We start from the raw sequence: 25540 nt of genomic DNA on the forward strand, positions 1-25540 counted from the left end.
GTGAACACCCGGGCAGCCCGAGCCGTCGAATCGGCGATCCAGGGCGCCGGACGGGGGCTGCGGCAGGCCCGCCGGGCGGCGTCCTTTATCGCCGGCCGCTGGCGCCGTTCCCTGCAGTTCCGCACGGTCGTCGCGACGCTGCTGCTGACCTCCCTCGCCCTCGTGGCGGTGGGGGGCTTCCTATCCAACCAGATCGCCAACGGCCTGTACAAGGAGCGGTTCGGGCAGTTCCAGAGCGAGGCGAGCAACGGCCTGCGCGACATCAAGGAAATCTTTCGGGACACCACGGCCGCCGACCGTGACTCAACGGACCGGCTGGCCCGTGACACCCTCGACCGGCTCGGGGCCCCCGGCGCCGACGCCCCACGGCAGTGGCTGCTCAGCCCGCTGCCCGGCCAGCAGGGCTACTGGGTTCCGGCTCTGGCCAGCCACAAGGCGATGACGGAGTCGGCCCTCATCCCGCCCGAGCTCAGCGCCGCCGTCGCGGAGGGCGAGGACCAGTACTGGGCCCCGATCACGATTCCGCGCTCCGAAGCGACCGGCGGCCTGCAGGCGCCGGGGGTCGCCTTCGCCACCAAGGTCACCCTGCCTCCGGACAGCACCACCTACGCCGTCTACATCATCTACGACCTCTCCTCGATGCAGCTGACCCTCGACTACATCCACCGCGTGCTGTGGCTCGCCGGAACGGTGCTGCTGGGGATCATCGGGGCGATCGCCTGGTTCGTGACGCGCAGCGTCGTCCGGCCCGTCAGCCATGCCGCCCTCGTCTCGGAGAAGCTGGCCGCCGGCGAGCTGCAGGAGCGGATGGAGGTCCGCGGCGAGGACGAGGTGGCCCGGCTCGGGGCGTCCTTCAACCACATGGCCACAAGCCTCCAGGACCAGATCACCCAGCTGGCGCAGCTGTCGCAGATGCAGCAGCGGTTCGTCTCCGACGTCTCCCACGAGCTGCGGACCCCGCTGACGACGGTCCGTATGGCCGCCGAGGTGCTTCACGACGCACGGACAGACTTCGACCCCGTGAACAAGCGCTCCGCGGAGATCCTCTACGACCAGGTGGAACGGTTCCAGTCGCTGCTGGCGGACCTTCTCGAAATCTCCCGCTTCGACGCCGGCGCGGCGGTGCTCGAGTCCGAGCCCACCGACCTCTTCCAGGTGGTGAAGCACGTCGTCGACGGGGCCCAGCCGCTGGCCGACAACTTCGGCTCGGACCTGCGCATCGTCTCGTCCGAGAGCAGCTGCATCGTCGACGCCGACCCCCGGCGGATCGGGCGGATCCTGCGCAACCTGGTGGTCAATGCGCTCGAGCACGGCAAGGGAAAACCCGTCCACATCTATATCGCCTCAAACCCCGACGCAGTCGCGGTCGCGGTGCGCGACTACGGCATCGGCATGACCGAGGATGAGGCCTCAAGGGTCTTCGACCGCTTCTGGCGCGCGGATCCCGCCCGCGCCCGCACCACGGGCGGAAGCGGGCTGGGGCTGTCCATCGCCGTCGAGGACGCACGCCTGCACTCGGCCTGGCTCCAGGCCTGGGGCGAGGCGGGGAACGGATCCTGCTTCCGGCTCACCCTGCCCAAGCAGCGCGGCGGGGATCTGTTGGTCTCCCCGCTGCCCCTGCCGCCGCGGGGCCGGCTGCCGCTGCCGCTCGCCGCAGGGTCCTCGGGCCCCGCGCCCGCCGACCCGGCGCCCGCCGATGCGCCGTCCGCCGCCGGCCCTTCGGGCGCTGTGCCCGCCGACGTCCCGCCCGCGGCCGGGGGCGGCACCCCCGACCCGCAGCTGAAGGAGAAAAGTGAAATCCAGTAGGCTCGCCGGAACGTGGGGCTCCTTCATCGCCGCGGTCGTTGCCCTGCTCCTGATCCTGTCCGGCTGCTCCTCCATTCCCCGGAGCGGTCCGGTGGCGACCATTCCCGCACCGGCGGTCGATGAGGACACCGTGTCCCAGGTATTCTCGCCCGAAGGCCCGCAGCCGGGTGCGCCTCCCGAGGTGCTGCTCCAGGAGTTCATCACGGCGGGCACCGGGGCGGCCGACGGGTACAAGGTGGCCCGGGAATTCCTGACCCCGGAGCTGGCGAGGACGTGGCAGCCCGAGGAACGGATCGTGATCTTCCGGGCGGACCCGAGGATCATCCAGCGGGAGGCCGAGGGCGCGCTGCAGGTGCAGCTCGAAATCACCGGGATCATCGATGCCAGGGGCATCCGCACCGACCCTCCGGTCCCGACCACCGAAAGCATCCGCGCCGAAATGGTGAAGATCAACGGGCAGTGGCGCATCAGTGAAATCCCCAACGGGATCATGGTCACCGAAAGCAATGCCTCCCTGCTGGCCACCGCGCACCACCTCTACTTCTACAGCAGTGGATACCGGTACTGGGTGCCCGATGTCCGCTGGTTCGTCCGCCGCCCCGGCATCGCCGCCCGCGTGGTGCAGGCCCTGCTCGCCGGCCCCGCTCCCTACCTCCAGGGTGCAGTCACGAGCGCCTTCCCCGAGGGGGTCACCCTCGCACAGGAATCGGTGCCGATCGCCTCCGGGGTGGCCTCCGTCGAACTGTCGGCCGATGTCCTCCAGGACGCAACGGACCTCCGCCTCCAGCAGATGGAGCAGCAGCTGCGGGTGAATCTCACCACGCTCAACGACGTCACCTCGGTGGAGATGAGCGCAGGCCAGCCGATCGACCTAGGCAGCCCCGACCCGGCCCTCGTGATCCCCGATTTCAACCCCCCGGTGGGCAATGAGCAGGTGGTCATCGCGGACAACGAAGTGCGCATCGTCAAGAACCTCAGTGTGCTCCCGGTCGAGGGTCTGCCCTCGGTGGCCGCCTACAACCCCAAGGACCCCGCTCGGTCCCTCGAGGGGAGCAATTTCGCGTTCCTCAACGGCCGGTCCACGGCGCTGCTGGCCACCGCCCCGGGCAGCGAGGTCCGCACCGCCGTCGAGGGCACCGGCCTCACCGCCCCCAGCTTCGACACCAGCAACTGGGTGTGGACCGCACGCAGCGTCGAGGGGGGCCCGAGCGGCCGCGGCACCGAGGTGGTTGCGGTGCCTCCGGGCGGGATGACGCGCAACGCCGTCGTCGTCTCCGCGTCGTGGCTCGCCGACCGGACGGTCAGGGAGCTCCGGATCTCCCGGGACGGCGCCCGCGCCCTGCTCGTCGTCGACGAGGCTGGGACCTCCGAGGTGCTGCTCGCCGGCATCACGCGCAGCGCCCAGGGCATCCCGCAGAGCCTGGGGGACCCCATCGCCCTCAACGCGGGCGCGAACATCGGCACCGCCAAGTGGGCGGGGGAGAGCACCATCGTCGCCTCCCCGGTCTCGGCGACGGCGGAGGTGACGCCCCTGATCGTCCAGCTCAGCGGGGAGACCGAGGCCCTCAAGCCGCACAAGGGCGTGCTGAACATCAGCGCCGGAAGCGATCCGCAGGAGGACTTCTACATCCAGACCGCCGAGGCCCTCTTCGCTCGAGTGGGACAGAGCTGGATCCGAAGCGTCGAAGGGGTGCGGGACCCGGCCTTCCCCGGGTGATGCCGGGACGGCCGCACCCGCCGTTGCGGGCCGGACCGCGCGCCGCCGGGCGGGGCGGGCGGCGCCGCCGGGCGGGGCGGGCGGCGCCGCCCGCCCGGCTGGATGCTCCGCGCCCGCCCGGTCTTATCCACATCGCACCCAGGGCGCCCCGGGATCCCCAGCCTCCGCGGCATCCTGAAGGCATGGCCCACTCGGTCCGCGCACTCCCGGACGCCGGCGGGGCGCCCGGCGGCAGGAACGGAGGAGTCCCGGCCGCGGCCGGCCGTGCCCTTCGGGGTTTCCGGGCACTGATCCTGCCGACCTCCTGCGTGGGGTGCGGCCGCCGAGACACCTCCCTGTGCCGGCCATGCCGCCGGGCTTTCCGGCGCGCCACGGTGCGTCCCTTCCGCGCCGAGGCCGGCGCCGGTTCCCTCCCGCTGCGCGATCCCGCCACACCGGAAACCCGCACCGGTGCTCCCCCGGGCGCGGGCGACGTCGGAGGCGGGTTTGAGCCCCTGCCGGTGGTCGCCGCGGGAAGCTACGGGGGAGTGGTGGCCCGGGCCCTGCTGGCGTTCAAGAACGCCGGCCACACCGACCTGGCCCGCCCCCTCGCGGCGGCCCTCGGCGGCGCCCTGCTCGCCGCCCGTGCGGGCCTGCCGGCAGGTCCCTGCCTGCTGGTGCCCGTCCCCACCCGCGGCCGGTCCCTGCGCCGGCGCGGCTACGACCCGTTGGGCCTGCTGCTGGACGGGCTCCGCCGGCGCGGGGAGCTCCCTGCCGGGTCCCGCCTTGCACGGCCCGTTGGGCACCGGCATCCGGGGATGCGTGCGGGCGGCCGGTCCGCCGGTATCCCCTGGTTTGCAGCGGCGCGGCGGGGTGGGCAGAAGGGGCTGGGGCGGCGCGGCCGGCAGGAAAACGTCGCCGGTTCGATGCGGGTCCGGCGGCGGTACCGCGGCCGGCTCCAGGGGGTGCAGTGCCTCGTCGTGGACGACGTCCTGACCACCGGAGCGACCCTCGCGGAGGCCGTCCGGGCGCTGCGGGCCGAGGGCGCCGCGGTGGCCGGCGCCGTCGTCCTGGCGGCCACGCCGCCGCCCTCCGGCACCGAGTTGGCTTACAGCGAATTCCGGAGAAATCGGCGCGGGGAGGGATGAATTACGGGGTGCCGTGATCTACCGTGAGGTATGGGTGTTAGAAAGCAGACAAGCACCCATCGGCAGCGGCCCGGGGCAGCCTGACCGGCCGCTGTTGTGTCACCTAAGCGATTTGGAGGGCACCATGGAATTTGTGATTAACGGCCGGAACCTTGCAGTATCGGACCGGTTCCGCGAGTACGCCGCAGAGAAGATCGACAAGATCGAACAGCTCGGCGATAAGGTCCAGCGGGTGGATGCCAAGATCACCAAGGAAACAAGTGCCAGGGACGCCGACACGGCCCTCACCGTCGAACTGACGGTGGTGGCTCGCGGGCCGGTCATCCGGGCCGAGGCCTCGGCAGCGGACAAGTTCGCCGCTTTCGACCTCGCCTACAACAAGCTCCTCGAACGCCTCCGCCGGGCGCGGGACCGCCGCAAGGTCCACCACGGACGGCACACCCCCGTCGCGGTCGGCGCTGCCACCGCCGGGCTCGAACCGGTCAGCACCTCCCAGCCGATCTACGCCGCTCTCGCTGACGATTCCTCCAACGGAACGACGGCGCCAGCAGCCTCGACCGACCCCTACGAGTCGCCCGACGACGTTCCCGCAGGGGACTCACCGGTCCTCATCCGGCGGAAGGTCTTCTCCGGAGAGCCGATCACCCTCGACGACGCCGTCGACAACATGGAACTGGTCGGCCACGACTTCTACCTCTTCGTCGACTCGGCCACCGGTGCCCCCTCTGTCGTCTACCGGCGCCAGGGCTGGACCTACGGCGTCATCACCCTCGATTCGAAGTGCGCCGAAGGGACGCAGGACCCCCAGGAGGAGCTCCTGGCGTACCGGGCGAAGGAAGCCGCTGCAACCCAGTGACACCCCGTCCCACTTCCGGGCCCCGGACCCGCGCCGATGAGGGCGCGTCCGGGGCCCCGTCGTCGGCCCGCCCCCTGCCCCCGGCAGGGCCATGACCGTTCGACTCACCCTTTCCCAGGCCCGCAGGGCGGCCCTGCGGGCCCAGGGACTCGCCAAGACCCGGCCCACGGCCCCGCCCACCGCGCGGTCCGTGGGCCGGATCCTCGATCAGCTCCAGCTGCTCCAGATCGATTCGGTCAACGTCCTGGTGCGCTCCCACTACCTTCCCGTCTTCTCGCGGCTGGGGGCTTACGACCCCGCGGTGCTCGACAGGTTCGCCGGCAGGCATCCGCGCCGGTTGACCGAGTACTGGGCGCACGAGGCCAGCTTCATCGACCCTGCCCTGTTCCCGCACCTGCGCCCCTGGCAGCGGCGCACCTGGAGCGGAGCATCGGGGATGGATCCGGTGCTCCGCTCATCCCTCGAGGAACGGATCCTCACGCTCCTTGCCTCCAGCCGGGCGCTGACCGCCGGACAGGTGCAGGAACGCCTCGGCCACTCGGAGCAGCGCAGCACCGACAACTGGGGATGGAACTGGAGCGCCGTCAAGCGGGTCCTCGAGGACCTCTTCGCCCGCGGGGAAATCAGCTCGGCCGGCCGGACCTCCTCCTTCGAACGCCGGTACGCCCCCTCGGCCCGGGTGCTGCCCACCTCCGACCTCGCAGCCCAGGAGGCCGACCCGCGCGAGGCCATCCTCGTCCTGACCGAACGCGCCGCCGCCGCGCTGGGCATCGGAACGGTGCGCAGTTTCGCCGACTACTTCCGCACCCCCGTCCGCGACACCGCGGAGGCGGTGCGGATCCTCGAGGCGAGAGGGGTCCTCACCGGAGCCCAGGTGGGCTCCTGGGCCCGGCCGGCCTACCTCCACCGCGACGCCACAATCCCGCGCCGCGCCGCCGGGCGGGCGCTGCTGAGCCCCTTCGATTCCCTCGTCTTTGACCGCCCGCGGCTCGAGGAACTCTTTGGCTTCCACTACCGGCTGGAAATTTACACTCCGGCGGCAGCACGCCGTTACGGGTACTACGTCCTGCCCTTCCTGCTCGGAGAGACGATGGCGGCCCGGGTGGACCTCAAGGCCGACCGGACAACCGGGCGCCTGCTGGTGCGCGGAAGCTATGCCGAACCGGGCGCGCCCGCGGGCACCGCCGACGAACTCGCAGCTGAACTGGGTACCATGGCCGGATGGCTCGGCCTGCAGCAGGTCGTTGTCGAACCCGTGGGAGACCTCGCGGCGCCGCTTTCCGCGGCGCTGGGGCGGCGTTGAGCCGTTCGGGAACTAAAGCGGGAGACCAGGCGTCTTCCCGTAGACTGATCACGCCATCTTTCGGCAGCCTTAGATTGGGAGCAGATACCAGTGCCATCACTTCTTGAACGAGTTCTCCGCACCGGCGATAAGAAGACACTGAAGAAACTCCGGAACTACGCCGATGCGATCAACATCATCGAGGACGACTTCCGTGCAATGTCCGACGCTGAGCTGCGTGGGGAGACCGACAAGCTGAAAAAGCGCCACGCGGACGGCGAGAGCCTTGACGACCTCCTGCCCGAGGCCTTCGCCGCGGTGAGGGAGGCCTCCCGCCGCACCCTGGGCCTGCGCCACTTCGACGTCCAGCTTATGGGCGGGGCCGCGCTGCACCTCGGCAATATCGCCGAGATGAAGACCGGCGAGGGCAAGACCCTCGTGGCAACGGCCCCCGCCTACCTCAACGCCCTCAGCGGCAAGGGCGTCCACATCGTCACGGTCAACGACTACCTCGCCGAATACCAGTCGGACCTCATGGGCCGCGTGTTCAGGTTCCTGGGCATGACCAGCGGGTGCATCCTGTCCAAGCAGGACCCTGCGACGCGCCGCGAACAGTACGCCGCGGACATCACCTATGGTACGAACAACGAATTCGGCTTCGACTACCTGCGCGACAATATGGCCTGGAGCGCCTCGGAGCTCGTCCAGCGCGGGCACAACTTCGCCATCGTCGACGAGGTCGACTCCATCCTCATCGACGAGGCCCGGACCCCGCTGATCATCTCCGGCCAGGCCTCCGGCGACGTCAACCGCTGGTACAACGAGTTCGCGAAGGTCGTGAAGAAGCTCTCCGTCGACAGCGACTACGAGGTCGACGAGAAGAAGCGCACCGTCGGCGTGCTCGAGTCCGGCATCGAGAAGGTCGAGGACTACCTCGGTATCTCCAACCTCTACGAATCCGCGAACACCCCGCTGATCGGCTTCCTCAACAACGCCATCAAGGCCAAGGAACTGTTCAAGCGCGACAAGGACTATGTCGTGCTCAACGGCGAGGTCATGATCGTCGACGAGCACACCGGACGCATCCTCGCCGGCCGCCGGTACAACGAAGGCATGCACCAGGCGATCGAGGCCAAGGAGGGCGTCGAGATCAAGGCGGAGAACCAGACGCTGGCCACCGTCACGCTGCAGAACTACTTCCGGCTCTACGAGAAGCTCTCCGGTATGACCGGCACCGCCGAGACCGAGGCCGCGGAGTTCATGTCGACCTACAAGCTCGGCGTGGTGCCCATCCCCACCAACAAGGAAATGGCCCGCAAGGACCTCGCCGACCTGATCTACAAGAACGAGGTGGCGAAGTTCGACGCCGTCGTGAAGGACATCGTCGAACGCCACGAGACCGGCCAGCCGGTCCTGGTCGGCACCACCAGCGTCGAAAAGAGCGAGTACCTCTCCAAGCAGCTGGCCAAGGCCGGGGTCCGCCACGAGGTCCTCAACGCCAAGAACCACGCGCGCGAAGCCGCCATTGTCGCCCAGGCCGGACGCAAGGGCGCCGTCACGGTGGCCACCAACATGGCAGGCCGCGGAACCGACATCATGCTCGGCGGCAACGCCGAGTTCAACGCCGTCGCCGAACTCGAGAAGCGCGGACTCGACCCGGCGAAGAACCCCGAGGAGTACGAGGCCCAGTGGCCCGCGGCCCTCGAGGCCGCCAAGAAGGCCGTGGAGGCCGAGCAGGACGAGGTCCGCGAACTCGGCGGACTGTACGTGCTGGGCACCGAGCGCCACGAATCGCGCCGCATCGACAACCAGCTGCGCGGCCGCTCCGGCCGCCAGGGCGACCCGGGCCGCTCGCGGTTCTACCTCTCGCTGACCGACGACCTCATGCGCCTGTTCAACTCCGGCGGCGCAGAGCGGATCATGAACAGCTCGAGCATGCCCGACGATGTCGCCCTCGAGTCGCGGCTCGTCTCCAAGGCCATCGAGAACGCCCAGGGCCAGGTCGAGGGGCGCAACGCCGAACAGCGCAAGAACGTCCTGAAGTACGACGACGTCCTGAACCGCCAGCGCGAGGCCATCTACGGCGACCGCCGGCGCATCCTCGAAGGCGGCGACCTGAAGGAAAAGGTCGGCTACTTCCTCGAGGACGTGGTGACGGCCATGGTCGACGAGGCCACCGCCCAGGGCCACGGCGACGACTGGGACTACGAGCTGCTCTGGACCAACCTCAAGACGCTGTACCCGATCACCCTCACCATCGACGAGGTCATCGAGGAAGCCGGCGGGAAGTCGAAGATCACCCGCGACTTCCTCCACTCGGAGATCCTTTCCGACGCCAAGCTCGCCTACCAGGCGCGAGAGGATGCCCTCGGCGAGCAGACCATGCGCGAACTCGAGCGCCGAGTGGTCCTGTCGGTGATCGGCCGGAAGTGGCAGGAGCACCTCTACGAGATGGACTACCTCAAGGAGGGCATCGGGCTGCGGGCCATGGCCCAGCGCGACCCCCTCGTGGAGTACCAGCGTGAGGGCTTCATCCTCTTCCAGGCCATGATGGAGGCCATCCGCGAGGAGACCATCGGCTACCTGTTCAACCTCGAGGTGGAGGTCGCCGCCCCCGCGGCGCCGGCGTCGAACGGCCTGGGCGTCCAGGACGGCCGCGGACTCGTCCAGGTTCCCTCGATCCGGGCGGCGGGCCTTGAGGCACCGCAGCGCCCGGCCAGCCTGAACTTCTCCGCGCCCAACGCGCAGGGCGAGGTCGAGACGCACGTGGAGCGGCTCAAGACGGCCGTCGCCGAGACGAAGGCACGGGCCGAGCGGAACGGCTCCAAGCGGCCGAAGAAGTAGCCAGGAAGCAGCTCAGCCGATCTCCAGGGCGGTGACCTTCCAGTCGCCGCGGCGGTGTTCGACCCGCAGGGCGACGGCGCGGGCCCGCCTGCGGTCCAGGACGACCAGTGCGGCCTCGAAGGCGGTATCCGAGACGCGGCAGAGCCGCGCGCTGCGGACCGTCACGCAGCGGTAGGCCCGCCGGTCAAGCAGAGCGCCGCCCGGGCAGGAGCCGGTGGCTTCGGAGGCCGCAACCTTCTGCATGAGGCAGGCGCGCAGGTGCAGCTTCTCGTAGCTGGCCGGATCGAGCCATCGGGACATCTGAGAGGCGGGGCGGCTGCCCCCGAGGACCTCGACGGCTCCCTGTGCCACGGCCCGCGCGATGCCGCCGACGCGCTGCTCCGCGTCCGGCAGCAGTGCCTCCGGCGGCGGCTGCTCCGGTGGGTCCGTGCAGGACGGCAGGGCCCACGGCGCCGCGGCACGGGCCTGGTGTTGCTGGATGCGTTGCTGGGTCAGGGTGGCCATGATGGTCCTTTCACTGCGTGGGGATGGGTGGTTCTGCTGCCGGTTGGGACGCTCAGGGCGGGTCAGGAGCAGCCAGTGTCTGGCCCGGTGTCAGCAGGTCCGGATCCGGGCCGATTCTTGAGGCGTTCCTCGCGTACCAGCGCGGCCAGCTCGCCGCGATCTCGGCGTCCGAGGCGAGGGGACCGAGCCGTGCCGCGGCAATCGACCACAGCGAGTCACCCCTGCGGACAACCACCCCGGCGCGATCCCCAACAGCGGGGTCTCCGTCCAGTGCGGAGCCCTGCTGACGCGGCGCCCGGGCCAGCAGGCCCGGATCACAGGGGAGCGGCAGCGGTTTCCAGTCCGGGCTGACCGGCGGCTCCCGGCCTGAGGGGCCGGACTGGCCGGACTGAGCGTCCTCGCCGCGGTCGGCTGGAACTGTCAGGGCCGCGACCGCGGCCAGCGATCCCGGAGGCGCCGCGAGCGCCGGCGCCGCGACCGCTGGCCCAGCGACGGCGGGTCCCGGGACCGCGGATGTTATCAGGGCCCCAGACGGCGCCGAGGCTGCGCACGGCGCGGCCAGGAGATTCGCCCCGAGCAGCACGGCGGCCAGTCGGCGCATGAAGCCCGGCGTGAGGGCCGCCATCGTGCGGGCGGTGGCGGCGCGGCCCCTGCGTTCGAGGAACTCCGCGCTGAACGCGAGCGCCAGGGCGCCGGTCCACCAGAGCAGGACGCCCAGGCCGGCGACGGCTACCGCAGCACCGATACCGGCCTCGGGAGCCCGCAAGCCACCGGAGGTAAGCTCCAGCCCCGAGAGGACGAGGACCGCCCCGAGGCCGAGGAGGACCGCCGGGTAGAGAACCGCCGAATGCCTTTCCATGGTGCGCTCCCTCGCATTTGCATCCATTTGAACGCGTTTGATGGAGTTTGTATACGTTTTCGGCTACTCGAATTCGTTGACCCCCTCCACCCGCCTGCCTACCGTTGGACCATGCGGTGGGAAGCCCTGTTCGGTGATCTCGAGGCCCAGCTGGCGGCTGCGCGGGCGGCGTCGGACGAAGCGGCGGCGGCAGACCTTCTCATGATGGAGCAGGCACGGGTGGCCTTTGCGGACCGGCTGGCCGGCTCCGTCGCGCAGGGGCTGAAGGTCCGGACCGGGAATGGGCAGGGATTTTCCGGCAGGCTGGCCTACGTCGGCGCCGAGTGGCTCGTGCTCGCGGAGGGGCAGCGGTCCGTCCTGGTGCCCTTCGCCGCGATCCTGAGCATCGAAGGCCTTGGGCGTGCCGTTGCCCCGCGCCCGGCGGGGGTCCACGCCCGCCTGGGCCTCGCCTCGGCCTACCGTGCGCTGGCCCGCGACCGGGCGCAGGTCAGCGTCTATGCAGGGTCACCGGCAACGGTTTCCGAGGGCACGCTGGATCGGGTCGGAGCCGACTTCCTCGAGGTGGCCCTGGTTCCCCCGGGTGAGCACCGCAGGGCGGCCAATGTTCGGGCTGTGGTGGCTTTGCCCTTCGCCGCGGTGGCCGCGGTGGCCTCCCACCCCTGACACCGTGGACGCTCAGGCCTTGTTGACCGGGTCGGCGCTTCCGCGCAGGGAGGCTGCTGACCTGCGATAGGCATCGGCGATGTAGTCCTCGAGGACCCGTGCCTCAACGCGCCACTGACCGCGTCCGCCCACCTGAATGGCAGGAAGCTCCCCGGACCGAACCAGGGCGTAGGTCTGGGAGGAGCTGATATTGAGCACCTCCGCAACGTCGGCGAGGGTCAGGAACCGCTTCTCAGCCACACGAGCACCTCTTCCTCAGCCGTGGCCTTGCCTCCACGAACGCTTTCGTTCCAACCCTGGGCACCCGGCTGGACGTGCCTCAATTCTGTCACTCCCCGGCCCCGGAGGTGCCGGTTGTCCACAGATTCGGGCGCGCCGGAAACCTTCTGTTTATTTTGTGAGCCGCCTGCACAACAATGGCAGGAGCGCCGGTGCCCATCCGCCGGTGCCGAAGAGTGCTCCGAAGCGTGCGGAGGAAGCTCCATGAGCGGTAACGCCAGCCGGACGGACCGGAACCCCACCGCGCCTCGGATCGGCAGGCCGTCCTGGCGGGATCCGCGGCTCATCATCGGTCTCCTGCTCGTGCTGGCCTCCACCGCAGGGGTCACGGCCCTGGTCGGCAGCCTCGACCGGACCACCGATGTCCTTGCCGCCCGTACCGAACTGCCCGTCGGCGCCCGCCTTGAGTCCGGTGACCTCACCACCGTCGCCGTCCGGCTGGGCGGCTCGGAGGAGAAGTACCTTCGGGCCACCTCCGGCCTTCCGAAGAACGCGGTGGTGACCCGGCTCGTCCGCCCGGGCGAACTGGTTCCCGCCGCTGCCGTCGGCCGACCGGACGAGCTGGACCGGAAACCGGTCGGGCTTCCCATCGAGGATCCCCTCCCAGCGGGCACGGAACCCGGGGTGCGGGTTGATGTCTGGGTCGCCCTGCCCGAGGCCGGCACCGGGCAGGGCACCCGGTTCGAGCAGCCCCGGCTCCTGCTTGAGGGCGCCGAGGTCTCCGAAATAGCGGTCAGCGAATCGGCCCTGGGAACGGACTCCCCGTCCCGGGTCTACGTACTGGTGGCCGACGAGACAATGCCGGCCCTGCTGAACGCCCTGTCGAACGGTGCGAAGATCGCCGTGGTGCTGAACCCGCGGGGTGGTCCGTGAGCGGCCCGGTCATCCCCGTCGTCACCGTCGGACCGGCAGCGGGGGAGTACGTTCCTGGCCTGGAGAAGCTCCACGGTCCGGTGACCGTGGTGCGCCGCTGTGAGGGGGTGCCCGAACTGCTGGCAGCCGGCCAGGCCGGACTGGCCCGCGCGGCCATTCTCTCACCCGGAACCGGAGAGCTGACGGTGTCACTCCTGGAGCGGCTGCGCGACACCGGGATCGCCGTCGTGGTGCTCGCAGGAGAGGACGAACCGGCCGCCGGGGACGGGGCACCCGGGGTGCTCCGGGCCCCTCCCGGCATCGCGCCGGGCCCGCTGGCCGAACTCGTCGCGGCGGCCGTCGAAAGCCTGTCCGGGGCCGAGCGGAGTCCGGGCGCCCGGACGGGCACCAGCGCCTACGCCGACCCGGCCGCCGCCCTGCCGCCCCCCGGGAACGCCGCGCCGCCGCTCTCGGACGAGCCCGGCGGCGGCACCGTCACCGCGGTATGGGGGCCGACAGGGGCCCCGGGGCGCACCACCGTGGCGGTGAATATGGCGGCGGAACTGGCCGCGGCCGGGTCCACCGTCCTGCTGGTGGATGCCGACACCTACGGGGCCAGCGCGGCAGCGTTCCTGGGGCTGCTCGATGAGGCCGCCGGACTCGCCCAGGCCTGCCGGCTCGCCGACCAGGGGACGCTCGCCCCGGACGGGCTCCGCCGGGTGGCTTCAACCGTCGCCGTGGGCGGCGGCAGGCTGAGCGTCCTCACCGGCCTGACCCGGCCGGACCGGTGGCCCGAGCTGCGTCCCGCAGCCCTCGCCCGGGTCCTCGAGTGCGCCCGTGCGTGCGCCGCCGTGACCATCGTCGACTGCGGGTTCTGCCTCGAAGCGGACGAGGAGCTCAGCTTCGACACCGCCGCACCCCGCCGCAACGGGGCGGCACTGCGCTGCCTTGAGCTGGCCGACTCCGTTCTCGCGGTCGGTGCCGCCGACGCCGTCGGCGTCCCGCGCCTCGTGCGCTCGCTGGCCGTCCTCGCCGAGGCGGTGCCCTCGGCCGAACCGAGGGTGGTGCTCAACAAGGTCCGCGCCGGTTCCGTCGGGCGCTCGCCGGAGGACCAGCTGAGGGAAGCCTGGGAGCGGTTCGGGCCCGGCACGGCCATTTCGGCCTTCCTCCCTGCCGATTTTCCGGCCGCGGACGAGGCGCTGCTGGCGGGCTCGGTGCTCGCCGAAACCGCCCCGTCTTCGGCCCTGCGAAAAGCGATTGCGGGACTTGTCGATGTGACGGTTGAACAACGCCAACGCCGCCGTATTGGATGGAGCTCCAACGAAGTGAAGTTTTCGTGGATGCCCGTTAGGCTTCCAAGGTAAGGGGCCGCAAGGGAGCGGTCTTTCATCTCGTTACGGAGGCGTTTTTCATGTCGTCTGGATCCAGCGTCACGGATCAGTCCAGTTCAGACACGTCGCTTGAGGACTTCATTGAGCACTACTATGAACACCTCGCAGGGGAGGACGCCGAAGCCTACAGCGGGTCAGCGCTGCGTGACCGCGCGCTGACCCACCGCCGGATTGCCGAGGTGCGCGCCGCCGGAGAGCCGGTGGTCGATGTCTTCGACCAGGGCGAGGCGAGCGTCGTCGCCATTGTCACCGATGACATGCCCTTCCTTGTCGATTCGGTCACCGCGGAACTGGTCCGGCAGGGCTGCGCCATCCGCTTAGTGGTCCATCCCACCTTCGTGGCGGCACGCGAAGAAGCGTCCCACGCCCTGAACGGTCTCCAGCGCGTCCCCTCCAGCGCCGGCTCCTCGAGCGGAGACACGGCCGCGCTTCCCGATATCTCCCACCTGATCCCCGGGGCCTCCTCGATCGAATCGTGGATGTCCATCGAGATCAACCGGATTCCCGACGAGGAGGCACGCGGCAGGCTCATTGACGGCCTTCATCAGGTCCTGGCCGACGTGCGGGCCGCGGTGCACGACTGGCCCGCCATGCGCGCCCAGGTCCAGAGCATCGCCGATTCCCTGGATGGAGTCGCCGGCGGCTCCTCCATCCCGGACCTGCGCCAGGCGCAGGAACTGCTGAGGTGGCTCGACGACGGGAACTTCACCTTCCTCGGCTACAAGGAATACGACCTCGTCGTTGAGGACGGCCTCGACGCCCTCTGCGTCCGCCGCGGCAGCGGCCTCGGCCTGCTCCGCGACACCGACGCGGACCGGCGGATCCAGCACCTCACCTCGGCGGGCCGCGCCAAGGCCCGCGAGAAGCGGGCCCTGGTGATCACCAAGGCGAACTCACGCTCCACCGTGCACCGCGCGGCCTACCTCGACTACATCGGGGTCAAGAGCTTCGACGCGCAGGGCAACGTCAACGGGGAGCGGCGCTTCATCGGGCTCTTCGCGACCAGCGCCTACACGGGGTCGGTGCGGAACGTGCCGATCGTCCGGGACAAGGTCACCGAGATGCTCAGGCTCTGCGGATTCCCCTCCGACTCGCACTCCGGCAAGGACCTGCTCTCGATCGCCGAAACCTATCCGCGGGACGAGCTGTTCCAGATCGAGGTCCAGGACCTGGTCAACACGGCCATGGGCATCCTGCGCCTCCAGGAACGCCGCCGCACCCGGCTGTTCCTCCGCCCCGACATCTACGGGCGGTTCATGTCCGCGCTGGTGTACCTCCCCCGCGACCGGTACACCACCAGCGTCCGGCTCCGGATCGAGGAGGAGCTGCGCTCCACCTTCCAGGCCGACTCGATCGACTTCGAGGCCCGCGTCAGCGAATCGGCCCTCGCGAGGCTGTTCTTCCGTATCCGGCTCGCCCGCGGCGGGGAGGTCCAGCAGGTCGACAGCGCCGAGCTCGAGGAGCGGCTCGTCCGCGCCGCCCGGTCCTGGGGCGAAGGCATCGCCGAGGTTGCCCGGGACCGCTTCGACCAGGAGGAAGCCGAGCGCCTGTCCGGGCTCTGGGGAGAGGCCTTCCCGGCGGGGTACCGGGTGGACTACGAGGTTGAGGATGCCCTCGAGGACGTCAGCCGCTTTGAGGCCCTGGACGGCTCCACCGGCGCCCCCGGCATGCACGTCTATGTCCCGCAGCGCCCCGGCGCCGAGGAGGACGCGAGGCTCAAGCTCTACCTCATGGAGCCGAAGAGCCTCACCCAGATCCTGCCGTTCCTCCACAACCTCGGCCTCGAGGTACTGGACGAGAGGCCGTTCGAAATCGAACGCGCCGACGGCCAGCAGTACTTCCTGTACGACCTCGGCCTGAGGTACCCGGCCGGCATCAGCCCGCTTGAAACGGCCGACCTGCTCAAGGAGGCGTTCGCCGCCGCCGTCGTCGGTGCCAGCGAGTCGGACACCTTCGACCGCCTTGTGGTGCGCGAGCACTTCAGCTGGCGCCAGGTGCTGATCCTGCGCAGCTATGCCAAGTACATGCGCCAGATCGGCAACGCGAACTCGTACGGCTTCGTCGCCGATACGCTGCTGCGCAACGCCGGCGTGGCCCGGGCGCTCGTCGCCCTGTTCGAGGCACGGTTCGATCCCGACCTGACCTCCGACCGGGAGGCCGCGGCCGCAGCCGCCCGGGTCGACCTCGCCGCGGGACTCGAACGGGTCGTGACCCTCGACGCCGACCGCGTCCTGCGCTCCTACGCCAACCTCATCGACGCGACCCTGCGCACGAACTACTTCCAGAACAAACGGCACGTCAGCTTCAAGCTCGACACCCCCTCGATCGAGGGGGCGCCGTTCCCGCGGCCCAAGTTCGAGATCTGGGTGTACTCGCCCCAGGTCGAGGGTGTCCACCTGCGCTTCGGGGAAATCGCCCGCGGCGGGCTGCGCTGGTCGGACCGCCGCGAGGACTTCCGCACCGAGGTGCTGGGCCTGGTGAAGGCCCAGACCGTCAAGAACGCCGTCATCGTGCCCACCGGGGCCAAGGGCGGGTTCTTCCCCAAGCAGCTTCCCGACCCCACGGTGGACAGGGCGGCCTGGCTGGCGGAGGGAACGGAGAGCTACCGGACCTTCATCCGCGCGCTGCTGGACATCACCGACAACCTGGTCACCGTCGACGGCAGGGAAACGGTGGTCACCCCCGAGCGGGTGGTGCGCCATGACGGCGATGACTCCTACCTGGTCGTCGCGGCGGACAAGGGCACCGCGTCCTTCTCCGACATCGCCAATGGCCTGTCGGCGGAGTACGGCTTCTGGCTCGGCGACGCGTTCGCCTCGGGTGGCTCGGTGGGCTATGACCACAAGGCGATGGGCATCACCGCCCGCGGCGCGTGGGAGTCCGTCAAGCGGCACTTCAGCGAATTCGACCTCGATACGCAGACCCAGGACTTCACGGTCGTGGGCGTCGGCGACATGAGCGGGGATGTGTTCGGCAACGGCATGCTGCTGTCCGAACACATCAAGCTCGTGGCGGCCTTCGACCACCGGCACATCTTCCTCGATCCCAACCCGGATCCCGCGGCCTCCCACGCCGAGCGCCGGCGGCTGTTCGACCTGCCGCGCTCCAGCTGGGAGGACTACGACGCCTCCCTGCTCAGCGAAGGCGGGGGCATCTACCCGCGGCAGTCCAAGTCGATTCCGGTCTCGGACCAGATCCGGGCCGTCCTCGGCCTCGAGGACTCCGTGACCACCCTCAGCCCGCCCGAACTCCTGAAGGCCATCCTGAGCGCGCCGGTTGACCTGCTCTACAACGGCGGCATCGGCACCTACGTGAAGTCCTCGGCCGAAACCAACGCCGAGGTCGGGGACCGCGCCAACGACGCGATCCGGATCAACGGCAGCGACCTGCGGGTCAAGGTCGTCGGCGAGGGCGGGAACCTCGGCATGACCCAGCGCGGACGGATCGAGGCGGCGCTGACCGGCGTGGTGCTCAACACCGACGCGATCGACAACTCCGCCGGCGTCGACTGCTCCGACCACGAGGTCAACATCAAGATCTTCGTCGACCGGATGGTGAAGCTGGGCCGGATGACCCCGGAGGAACGCCCCGACTTCCTCCACTCCATGACCGATGAGGTCAGCAGACTTGTGCTGCGCGACAACATCGACCAGAACGTGCTGCTGCTCAACGACCGGCAGCGGATCATCGAGTGGAGCCCCAGCTTCGAGCGGCTGATGGACTGGCTTGAGGCCCACGCGGACCTGGACCGGGGCCTCGAGGCCCTGCCCACCACCAAGGCGCTGCGGGCCCGGCTCGAGACCGGGAAGGGCCTGACCTCCCCGGAGCTGTCGGTCCTGGCGGCCTACGCGAAGATCGAACTGGCCAAGGCGCTCACCCGCAGCGACCTGCCCGACGACCCCTACTTCTCCGGCACCCTGCGCCGGTACTTCCCGCACCAGCTGGTGGAGCGCTTCGGCGACCTGCTTGACACCCACCCGCTGCGCCGGGAGATCATCGCGACCACCATCGCCAATGACATGGTGAACATGGGCGGAATCACCTTCGCCTTCCGCGTCATGGAGGAGACCTCGGTTCCCGAAGCCGCTGTCGCGCGGGCCTTCGTCGCGCTGCGCGAGATCTACGAGCTCGACTCGATCGTCACCGCGCTCGAGGCACTGCCGGCAGACTTCCCGACCGAGCACTGGTGCGAGGTCCACCTGGACCTGCGGCGTCTGCTCGACCGGGCCGTCCGCTGGTTCGTGAACCACGTCGAAGCCGGCACGCCGGTGGAGGAAAGCATCGCGGCGTTCAAGCCACTCATGGACCCGCTGCGGTCCCGGCTCTCATCCTTCGTGCGCGGCGGCGACCTCGAGCGCGTCCGGAAGTGGACGGCGGTGGCGCAGGAGCGGGGGCTGCCCGAGTCCATCGTGACCACCTGGGCCGAACAGTTCGAATCCTTCGCCCTCCTCGACATCGCCTTCAGCACCCGGCGGGTCGACGAACCGGTTGAGGACATCGCCCGCGTGTACTACGCCGTCTACGACTACTTCGACGTGGACAACCTCCTTGAGCGCATCACTCACCTTCCCCGCAAGGACAGGTGGCAGGCGCTGGCCCGGGCGGCACTGCGCGATGATCTCTATTCGACCGTCGCCGACATCACGGTCGCGGTGCTCAAGGCCTCGGACAGGCTCCGCGGGGGCGAGCCGATGGCGCGCCTGCATGAGTGGGAGGCACAGCACGCCGACCAGCTGGCGCGGGCCCGGAACATGTTCGACGAGGTCAACAGCCTCGAACAGGACGATATCTCTTCGCTCTCGGTGGCGCTGCGCCTGCTGCGCTCCATCGTCCGCTGATTGACAGGAATTCATGGCTATCTTCACCGACCCGATCCGCGACTATCAGGGTTTCGCGCCGGGGGACGCGGAGTGGCTGCACCTTCTGGTGGGGGACTGGCAGATGGTGGCGGACCTCGCGTTCGCCGACCTCGCCCTGTGGTTTCCGCTCGACGACGGGGGGTACGTCGCGCTGGCGCATGCCCGGCCCTCGACCTCGCATACCGTCTTCCACAGCGACTTCGTGGGGGAGCGGATCCGGGCGGACCTGCTTCCGCTGGTTAACCGGGCCTGGGAGAGTCAGCGGATCGAATGCACGCCGGACGAACAGTGCCTGGAGACCGCCATGCGCGTCGAGGCGGTCCCCATGGTGCGCAACGGCCGGACACTGGCCATCGTGACGACCCATATGGACATGTCCACGCCGCGGATGCCCTCCCGGCTGGAGCTCACCTACCGGCAGTGTGCGCAGGATCTGCTCCGGATGGGAACCTTGGGCCTCTGGCCGGACTTCGCGACGCCGACGGGCTCCCGGCGGGGCGCCCCCCGCGTCGGTGACGGACTGATCCGCCTCGACGTCGACGGGATTGTCGAATATGCCAGCCCCAACGGCGTCTCGGCGTTCCGGCGGCTCGGGGACGTGGAAACCCTCGAGGGGCGGTCGCTGGCCGAAATCACGACCCCGCTGCTGAAGGACCGGCGGATGGTTGATGAGACCCTGCCGCTCGTGGTGACCGGGCGCATGCCCTGGCGGTCCGAAATCAGCTCCCGCGGCGTCAGTCTGTCCCTGCGGGCGATCCCGCTGCGGGACGAGACGAACCGCTTCGGGGCGCTGGTGCTGGTACGGGACGTCTCGGAACTGCGCCGCCGGGAGATGGAACTCGTCTCCAAGGACGCCACCATCCGGGAGATCCATCACCGGGTGAAGAACAACCTGCAGACCGTTGCCGCCCTGCTCCGGATGCAGTCGCGGCGAATGGTCAGCGACGAGGGCAAGCAGGGCCTGGAGCAGGCAATGCGGCGGGTTGCGACCATCGCCCTGGTCCACGAGACCCTGTCCCAGGGGCTTGCGCAGAGCGTCGACTTCGATGAGCTCATCGAGCGGCAGTTCCGGCTCTCGGCGGAGGTCGCCTCGCCGTCCCACGCGGTGCGCACCGAACGCAGCGGCAGTTTTGGGGAGCTGCCGAGCGACTTCGCGACGCCGCTGGCCCTTGTCATCAATGAGCTGGTGACCAACGCCGTCGAGCACGGACTGGCCGAGCGCAGCGGCACCGTGTGGCTGGCGGCGAACCGTCGCACCAACCGCGACGGCGAGGAGCTCCTTGACGTCACGATCGCCGATGACGGCGTAGGCCTGCCCGCCGGGGAATTTCCCCAGGGCCTCGGCCTGCAGATCGTCCGGACGCTGGTGAACAGCGAGCTCGGGGGGACCATCGAGTGGAGTGCCCGGGAGGGCGGCGGCACGACGGTGCACCTTGAGATGGGCCTGGACAACGACCGGTGCGCCTGAGCGGTCGGATAGGTCGGGCGGGCGGCCGGTTCCGGCCGCCCGCCGGTCATCTCCCCGAAGCCTGGCCGCAGAGGTCCGGCTTAAAAGCAGGAGGGCCGCCCGCGGGCGGCCCTCCTGCATGTGCTGGCTGCGGCCTGGCAGCCGCCCTGCGCCTAGTTACGAGGCGCGGCGGGCACGGGCGGCCCGGCGCTTGAGCGCACGGCGCTCGTCCTCACTCATTCCGCCCCAGACGCCTGCGTCCTGTCCGGATTCGATCGCCCACTGAAGGCAGGTGTCGATGACGGGGCAGCGACGGCAGACGCTCTTGGCCTCTTCGATCTGAAGAAGCGCCGGCCCGGTATTTCCGACCGGGAAAAACAACTCCGGGTCCTTGTCCAGACACGCAGCGCGGCTACGCCAATCCATGCTGACCACTTTCTCCTTTAGCCCTCATCCTTGTGAAAACATTCACGAGGGCCCTCATAGTAAAGGGGCCGTATGCGGCCCCCGCTTTCATCTCAGATCAAGGCTGTCACGTTACGTCACGGTAAACAAGAGTTAATACACCGAGACTTGCGCAGACGAATGAGGGTTAGGTCACAAGAGGGTGCGGGAGGGGTCCGGTCTTGGCCGTACTGGAACTATCTCCGGTAGGGTGCCAGTGTGTCAAGACCCACCGAGCCAGCTCCCCACCTCCGCCCGGCCGGCGTCGCCGCGATTGCGGGAATCCTCCTGCTTGAGGCCCTGGGCTTCCTTGGCGTCGGAGCCCTCTTCCTGAGCACCCTGGCCATGGGCGACCTGGTGTCCGTCGGGGGAACGGTCTTCCTGGCGGTGTTCCTGATCCTCCTTGCCATCTGGCTCGTGGTGTTGGCCCGTGCGCTCTGGCGGGGTTTCCGCTGGCCGCGTTCGGCCGCCCTGGTGATCCAGCTCTTCCTCGTCATCCTTTCGGTGTCGTTCCTCTCCAGCGGGTCGGTGGTGATCGGCCTCGCGATGCTGGTGCCGGGTGCGGTTGTCCTGATCGCCCTCTTTACCCGCCCCGTCCTGGACTACACTTCACGGACCGCGGGGGAGACCCGGACCCTTTAGGGCATCAGGGACCGCCTTCGGGAAACTGCGCGAGCTGCACCGGCAGCTGCCGGCCGGAGTCCAGCACCACCGCGCGTCCGGGTGGGCCGATGCCCTCCGGAGCCTCCAGCCGGACCCCGAACGCCTCGCCGTCGGACTCGGACCGCGGCGCCAGAATGACGCCGCGGCCCGCGGCCCGGGCCAGCCGGGCGAGCGGCCGCTGGGTCAGCAGGAACTGGAGACCCGCCGTCAGCACCGCCCGGGCCCCGGAGGCGAGGCATGCCTCGAGGATCGGGTGGAGGGCGTCGGGCAGGGTGTCGGCGTTGTCGATCAGCAACAGGCACCGCGCCGGGTCCGTCGCCAGGGGAGGGCGGCCGGCGGCGGCCCGCCAGTAGGCCGCCGGATCGTCCCGGGGCCGCAGGCGGTGCAGCCAAGGCGGGGCCTGGTGCTCAAGCAGGGCCAGAAGGGTCGACCTGCCCGAGACCGGCGGGCCCACCGCGGCCCAGAGGCTCCCGGCTGGCAACCCCAGGAAGACGGTCTCCGGTTCGTCGCCGCCGATCCCGATCGGAATTTGGCAGGCACCGCCGGCCCCGGTGGCCGGTGCGAGGTCCCTTGACCGCACCCGGACCGGCAGCGGGTCAACCCGGAAGGGGCGCCGCCGCGGGGGCCGCGGCGCCGCTGCCCCCGCCCGGGGCTGGACGGTCAGCTGGGCGGGGGCGCCGTCGTCGACCAGGACCGGGCCGAACCGGGCCGTGCCAAACCTACCGACGGCAACGCCCCGTCCCGGCACCGGGTCGACCGGCGGCAGCCGGGGCCAGCCGGCGGTCACCTCCGGGGGCGTTCCCAGGGGCAGGTAGACCCGGTTCGGGACCTGCCCGAGGAAGCGGGCTGCGGTCAGCTCCCTCTCACCGGTGATCACCAGCGACACTCCGGCGGCGGGACCGTCACGGACGATGTCGTGGAGCAGGTCCTCGGCGGCGGAAAACCGGCGGGACCGGAAGGTGCCCGCCCACCGGCCCCAGCCCGAGACCGCGAGGAGAATCGGGGGAGTGCCGCATACGGCGGGGGCCGAGAGCCGTTCGATGACCACGGCGGCGAGGCGGAGGAGGATCCGCTCCGCCCGGACCGGTTCGTGAGCGGCGGCGTAGGCACCCGTCTGGGGCGCGTCGGAGGCGGAGGCGAGCGTGAAGTCGCCGTCGAGGATATAGAGGTGCGCGTCCGGCAGGACCAGCAGGCACTCCGTGAGGGTGTGCCGGAGCGCTCCGACGGCTCCGGAGGAAGCCGAACCGATGAAGGCAAGGTGCGAGCCGCCGGGTGCCCAGCGCAGGAGCGGCTGTGACTGCCGGTCAGGAAGATCCAGCAGTCCCAGGGTGAGGGCCCCCGGCACCGACGCCCCGCGGCCCGCAGGGAGCAGCTCCGCCGGCAGCGGCGGGAGGACCGGACGGTACTGATCGGGAGTGCCGACCACCCGGGCCGTTTCCGCAATCGTTTCGACGAGCAACCGAACCGCAGCCGGATCCTCCTCCGGCGCCGGATTCGCCGCGTCCGTGCGCGTCCCCAGAAGCCACTCGGCCAGCTCCAAAACGGGGCCGGCCCCCGGGAGCGGCCCGGCCGTCGACGCCGTCTGGAACTCCTGGGGCTCCCCGGGGCCGACCTTCAGGAAACCCCGACCGGGCAGGTCCACAGCGATGGCGGCCGCCTGTGCCGAGCCGATGAGGTCCAGGGATTCGATGTCGTTCTGGACCCGCAGTGCAATCGACGTGGTGATATTCGTGCGGAGATCAGCCGTGACGGCGCCGGTGGGCCGCTGGGTCGCCAGGACCAGATGGACTCCAAGCGACCGGCCCAGCGCCGCACACTTCATCAGGTCGTCGGCCGCCCCGGGCACGTCATCGCTCAGCCTGCGGAATTCGTCAACCACCACCACGAGCCGAGGAAGGGAAACCGTCGTCGACGCCGACAGTGCGGCGATGTCCTGGACGGAGTGGGCGGCGAACAGTTCCTCCCGTCGGCTCAGCTCGGCACGGAGGGACCGAAGCGCCCGTACCACCGACTCCGCCGACAGGTCCGTCAGGAATCCGACGCAGTGGGGCAGCCCGCTCAGCGGGCCGAGGCCCGAGCCTCCCTTGAAGTCAACGAGGAGGAAGTTGACCCGCGGGGGTGGATAGCGGGCCGCGATGCCAAGGACCAGTGACCGCAGCAGCTGCGATTTTCCGGAACCCGTTGTGCCGGCAACCAGGAGGTGGGGCCCCTGCCCGACCAGGTCGAAGACCTGGGGCCCGCCCGGTGCACCACCAATCGGCGCCTCCAGGCTGTCCTGCCCCACGCCGCCGGCCCACCGTTCTCCCACTTCCCCGGCGGAGGGTGGGACCGGAAGGCGCAGGCCCTCCTCGAACGCAGGGGAAGGTCGCACCCGGTGCCCGCCCGGTGGCGTCCGGAACGGAGTTGTGCCCAGGGCGCGGGCACAGGCCTCGAAGGCCGGGTCGCCCACCCGATCCGGAACGAATCCGACGCGGCCGGAGCCCCGGACCATGGTGGCCCGGCCCGGCCGCACAGAGAGGTGAACCGCCTCGGCCCACTCGACCGCCGGAACGGGCCCGGGAGCGGCCGAGAATTCAACCAGAACCGAGCCGGGTCCTTCGCGGATCACCCACTCAAGCGCGGCGGGGACGGACACGAGGCGGACCCCGGGCAGGAACCGCGCCGCGGTGGGCAGTTCCGACGGCAGGCCGCGGCACACTACCCCAGCGTCGGATCCGAGAACCGCTGAGAACTGGAGCAGGATGAGCCGCCCCATGCCCAGCACATCCTCCCGGGAGCCGTGCAGGTGGATCCGTGAGGGAAGGGCGCGTTCGGATGCCGGCCGGAACGGGAGAACCACGGGCATCCGCTTGAGGATGGGCGGCGTCCATTCCAATCCCCGGCGGCTGAGTTGGAGGTTCGCCCGTTGGTCTGCCTCGCCCAACCGGATATTCGCGGTCCGGGAAGCCCCATCGGCCGCGGACGGGGAGGCCGTGCCCGCGTTCGTCCACCGGTTCTCCTGGCCGCGCCCGTAGGTCTGGAGGGCGACCGACCCGGCATCCATCACCGCCGCACACCGCCGCTTTGCATCGGCATCGGCGGCGCTCCGGACGGCGGCCTGGAACCGCCGCCGGCGTCGACGCACGGCCCAGATCGAAAGCAACCCGGTCAGCGAGGCGACCGCGGCAAACGCAAGCAGGAGCCACATCTGCAGGGCGAGGGCCAGGACCGCCCCGCCCACCACCGGCAGCAGGACGGTCGGTGCGAGGAAGCGCTCGCGCTCCGACACAGGCTCGGCGGTGACGAACAGTGGTTCCCCGAGGTCCGCCGGGAGGAATTCCGGGCGGTGGGCTCCGGTGAGGGCGAGGGCGCACCGCGAACCGCCCATGACGAGCGAGGAGGAGGAAGTGACCGGTGCCTCGGTGATGCGGCGTCCGTCCACCCACGTGCCGTTCGCCGAGCCCGCATCCCGCAGCAGGACGCGGTCCTCCCCGACGGCCAGCATTGCGTGGCGCCGGGACAGCGCCGGATCGCGCAGCGAAATATCGCAGCCCGACCGGCCGATCGAGTAGGAACCCCGTACTAAGGGGAAGATGCGCCCAGCGTCCGGTCCGGAGTGCACGACAAGCACGAGGACGGAACGGGCCGGCGACGACCCCGGACCGGCACGGCCGCCTCCGGCGACGAGGACGGCCCCGTTGACCAGGGGAGGGACGCCCGGCTCCAGTGCGGCAAGGGGTATTCCCGCGACCGAGAGGCTTTCCCTCCCGAAGCGCGAGGCGAGGTGCCCGGCCAGGTCCCGTCCGGACATCGGCCGCCGCAGGTCGACAACGAGCTCGCAGGGGAGGTGTGACGCGGTGGCGGCAGGGGCGCCGGGGCCGGGCACGACAGAAAGGTGAAGCTGCATATCCGCTCCAAAGATTAATGCTCCTCCGGCGAGAATAGGCAGCGTCCGGGCAGCAGGGATG

At 70.1% G+C, this 25540-nt stretch carries 17 protein-coding genes; 12 read left to right on the forward strand and 5 right to left on the reverse strand.

What is annotated here, in order from left to right; genetic code table 11:
- The 6 genes from mtrB (at position 1) to secA (ending at position 9632) form a co-directional block, all read left to right on the forward strand.
- Positions 1 to 1806 carry an MtrAB system histidine kinase MtrB gene (mtrB, locus tag GVV77_RS10290; RefSeq protein ID WP_159618037.1) on the forward strand — a complete coding sequence of 602 codons (1806 nt, stop codon included), beginning with the start codon at positions 1 to 3 and terminating at the stop codon, positions 1804 to 1806.
- Positions 1793 to 3523, forward strand: a complete 1731-nt coding sequence (locus GVV77_RS10295; protein WP_159618039.1) for an LpqB family beta-propeller domain-containing protein — start codon at positions 1793 to 1795, stop codon at positions 3521 to 3523. The genes mtrB and GVV77_RS10295 overlap by 14 nt, the downstream gene beginning before the upstream one ends.
- Before the next feature lie 182 nt (positions 3524 to 3705).
- Positions 3706 to 4650: a ComF family protein gene (locus GVV77_RS10300; protein WP_159618041.1), complete on the forward strand. Its 945-nt coding sequence runs from the start codon at positions 3706 to 3708 to the stop codon at positions 4648 to 4650.
- Positions 4651 to 4774: 124 nt separating this feature from the next.
- Positions 4775 to 5506, forward strand: coding sequence for a ribosome hibernation-promoting factor, HPF/YfiA family (gene hpf / locus GVV77_RS10305; RefSeq protein WP_159618043.1), 732 nt, complete (start codon positions 4775 to 4777; stop codon positions 5504 to 5506).
- A gap of 91 nt (positions 5507 to 5597) precedes the next feature.
- On the forward strand, positions 5598 to 6809 hold the full coding sequence (locus GVV77_RS10310) for a winged helix-turn-helix domain-containing protein (RefSeq protein ID WP_159618045.1): 1212 nt from the start codon (positions 5598 to 5600) through the stop codon (positions 6807 to 6809).
- 90 nt (positions 6810 to 6899) lie between these two features.
- On the forward strand, positions 6900 to 9632 hold the full coding sequence (gene secA, locus GVV77_RS10315) for a preprotein translocase subunit SecA (protein ID WP_159618047.1): 2733 nt from the start codon (positions 6900 to 6902) through the stop codon (positions 9630 to 9632).
- 12 nt (positions 9633 to 9644) lie between these two features.
- Here secA and GVV77_RS10320 read toward each other — a convergent pair whose 3' ends face one another.
- The gene (locus tag GVV77_RS10320; RefSeq protein ID WP_159618049.1) at positions 9645 to 10136 is read right to left on the reverse strand and encodes an Rv3235 family protein; all 492 of its coding nucleotides are present in this window, start codon (positions 10134 to 10136) and stop codon (positions 9645 to 9647) included.
- Positions 10137 to 10188: 52 nt separating this feature from the next.
- On the reverse strand, positions 10189 to 10995 hold the full coding sequence (locus GVV77_RS10325) for a LysM peptidoglycan-binding domain-containing protein (RefSeq protein WP_159618051.1): 807 nt from the start codon (positions 10993 to 10995) through the stop codon (positions 10189 to 10191).
- 111 nt (positions 10996 to 11106) lie between these two features.
- Between GVV77_RS10325 and GVV77_RS10330 the strand changes: the two genes are divergently transcribed.
- Entirely contained in the window at positions 11107 to 11658 is a 552-nt protein-coding gene (locus GVV77_RS10330; protein ID WP_159618053.1) for a hypothetical protein, read from the forward strand.
- Between the two features lie 12 nt (positions 11659 to 11670).
- Here GVV77_RS10330 and GVV77_RS10335 read toward each other — a convergent pair whose 3' ends face one another.
- On the reverse strand, positions 11671 to 11898 hold the full coding sequence (locus tag GVV77_RS10335; RefSeq protein ID WP_159618055.1) for a helix-turn-helix domain-containing protein: 228 nt from the start codon (positions 11896 to 11898) through the stop codon (positions 11671 to 11673).
- Between the two features lie 243 nt (positions 11899 to 12141).
- On the opposite strand from GVV77_RS10335, the gene GVV77_RS10340 reads away from it, so the two are divergent.
- The 4 genes from GVV77_RS10340 to GVV77_RS10355 are packed head-to-tail and all read left to right on the forward strand — an operon-like array spanning position 12142 to position 20507.
- The gene (locus GVV77_RS10340) at positions 12142 to 12810 is read left to right on the forward strand and encodes a CpaB family protein (protein ID WP_159618057.1); all 669 of its coding nucleotides are present in this window, start codon (positions 12142 to 12144) and stop codon (positions 12808 to 12810) included.
- Entirely contained in the window at positions 12807 to 14153 is a 1347-nt protein-coding gene (locus tag GVV77_RS10345; RefSeq protein WP_159618059.1) for a CpaE/TadZ family protein, read from the forward strand. Before GVV77_RS10340 ends, GVV77_RS10345 begins: the two co-directional genes overlap by 4 nt.
- A 47-nt stretch (positions 14154 to 14200) precedes the next feature.
- Positions 14201 to 19018 carry an NAD-glutamate dehydrogenase gene (locus GVV77_RS10350; RefSeq protein ID WP_159618061.1) on the forward strand — a complete coding sequence of 1606 codons (4818 nt, stop codon included), beginning with the start codon at positions 14201 to 14203 and terminating at the stop codon, positions 19016 to 19018.
- A 13-nt stretch (positions 19019 to 19031) separates the two neighbouring features.
- Positions 19032 to 20507, forward strand: coding sequence for a sensor histidine kinase (locus tag GVV77_RS10355; protein WP_159618063.1), 1476 nt, complete (start codon positions 19032 to 19034; stop codon positions 20505 to 20507).
- A 156-nt stretch (positions 20508 to 20663) separates the two neighbouring features.
- Here GVV77_RS10355 and GVV77_RS10360 read toward each other — a convergent pair whose 3' ends face one another.
- The gene (locus GVV77_RS10360) at positions 20664 to 20912 is read right to left on the reverse strand and encodes a WhiB family transcriptional regulator (RefSeq protein ID WP_086994524.1); all 249 of its coding nucleotides are present in this window, start codon (positions 20910 to 20912) and stop codon (positions 20664 to 20666) included.
- Positions 20913 to 21149: 237 nt separating this feature from the next.
- Between GVV77_RS10360 and GVV77_RS10365 the strand changes: the two genes are divergently transcribed.
- Positions 21150 to 21572 carry a hypothetical protein gene (locus tag GVV77_RS10365; protein WP_159618065.1) on the forward strand — a complete coding sequence of 141 codons (423 nt, stop codon included), beginning with the start codon at positions 21150 to 21152 and terminating at the stop codon, positions 21570 to 21572.
- A gap of 4 nt (positions 21573 to 21576) precedes the next feature.
- Here GVV77_RS10365 and GVV77_RS10370 read toward each other — a convergent pair whose 3' ends face one another.
- Positions 21577 to 25479: a type VII secretion EssC family protein gene (locus GVV77_RS10370; RefSeq protein ID WP_159618067.1), complete on the reverse strand. Its 3903-nt coding sequence runs from the start codon at positions 25477 to 25479 to the stop codon at positions 21577 to 21579.
- Between the last annotated feature and the right edge of the window lie 61 nt (positions 25480 to 25540).

The sequence above is a fragment of the Arthrobacter zhaoguopingii genome, from assembly GCF_009828605.1.
GTDB lineage: Bacteria > Actinomycetota > Actinomycetes > Actinomycetales > Micrococcaceae > Arthrobacter_D > Arthrobacter_D zhaoguopingii.